Below are 1,670 nucleotides of genomic sequence, written 5' to 3' on the forward strand. Positions count from 1 at the left end.
ATAGCCACAAACGCGGAAACATTACTCCGAGACGTGATGAGGTGGAGCTCCGGCTCCGTAACTCGGTGATTCCATGCTTCCAAGAAAAGCTGCGTAGTGAGGGTCTTCAGTGACCGTACCGCAAACCGACTCAGGTGGGCGGGGTGAGAATCCCAAGGCGCGTGAGAGAACACTGGCTAAGGAACTCGGCAAATTGACACCGTAACTTCGGGAGAAGGTGTGCCCGTGTCCGTGATGAGACTTGCTCTCTGAGCGGGTGTGGGTTGCAGAGAATAGAGGGTTGCGACTGTTTACCAAAAACACAGGACTCTGCGAACTTGTAAGAGGACGTATAGGGTCTGACGCCTGCCCGGTGCTGGAAGGTTAAGAGGAGTTGTTAGCTTCGGCGAAGCAGTGAATCGAAGCCCCAGTAAACGGCGGCCGTAACTATAACGGTCCTAAGGTAGCGAAATTCCTTGTCGGGTAAGTTCCGACCTGCACGAATGGCGTAACGACATCCCTACTGTCTCGGCCAGTGACTCAGCGAAATTGTATTGAGCGTGAAGATACGCTCTACCCGCGACAAGACGGAAAGACCCCGTGAACCTTTACTGCAGCTTGGCAGTGAAGTTCGGGACAGTCTGCGTAGGATAGGTGGGAGACTTCGAAGCCGGGATTCTGGTTTCGGTGGAGTCAACCTTGAAATACCACCCTGGCTGTTCTGGACTTCTAACCCAACACCGTGATCCGGTGTGGGAACATTGCCTGGTGGGCAGTTTGACTGGGGCGGTCACCTCCTAAAAAGTAACGGAGGTGCGCGATGGTTCCCTCAGGCTGATTGGAAACCAGCCGTAGAGTGCAAAGGCATAAGGGAGCTTAACTGTGAGACCGACAGGTCGAACAGATGCGAAAGCAGGCCTTAGTGATCCGGTAGCTCCGCATGGAAGGGCTATCGCTCAACGGATAAAAGGTACTCCGGGGATAACAGGCTGATCGCGCCTGAGAGTTCATATCGGCGGCGCGGTTTGGCACCTCGATGTCGGCTCATCGCATCCTGGGGCTGGAGCAGGTCCCAAGGGTTTGGCTGTTCGCCAATTAAAGCGGTACGCGAGCTGGGTTCAGAACGTCGTGAGACAGTTCGGTCCCTATCTGTCGTGGGCGGAGGATACTTGAAGGGAGTTGACCATAGTACGAGAGGACCTGGTTGAACGTATCCCTAGTGTTCCGGTTGTTTCGCCAGAAGCATAGCCGGGTAGCTATATACGGAATCGATAACCGCTGAAAGCATCTAAGCGGGAAGCGAGCCCTAAGATGAGGTATCCCTGGACTTCGGTCCCTAAAGGCCACTTGTAGACTACGAGTTTGATAGGCTGGGTGTGGAAGTGCGGCAACGCATGTAGCTGACCAGTACTAATCGGCCGTGAGGCTTGACCTATTTCTAAGACACGTTTCGTGCGTGACTTGAGATCAGGGTTGGAAGGAAGAGCTCGAGACAATCCATCAACACGGACTCTCGAACTTGCTTCTGATCCGCTTCACAGAAGCGGCACAGAGAAACTTTCTACGGATTCGGTGGCAATGTCGGTAGGGTCACACCCGATCCCATCCCGAACTCGGAAGTTAAGCCTATCAGAGCCAATGGTACTGCAGGGGCAGCCCTGTGGGAGAGTAGGACGCCGCCGGAATTATGA

2 rRNA genes (1 of these 2 running past the window's edge) are annotated in these 1,670 nt (G+C 54.3%); both read left to right on the forward strand.

What is annotated here, in order from left to right:
• A 23S ribosomal RNA gene (locus Q0X66_RS15865) occupies window positions 1-1,414 on the forward strand (its annotated part extends 1,176 nt beyond the left edge of the window); the annotation flags it as partial.
• A 133-nt stretch (window positions 1,415-1,547) separates the two neighbouring features.
• Window positions 1,548-1,664 (forward strand): 5S ribosomal RNA (gene rrf / locus Q0X66_RS15870).
• Window positions 1,665-1,670 lie beyond the last annotated feature (6 nt).

The sequence above is a fragment of the uncultured Eudoraea sp. genome (assembly GCF_947260015.1).
Lineage (GTDB): Bacteria > Bacteroidota > Bacteroidia > Flavobacteriales > Flavobacteriaceae > Eudoraea.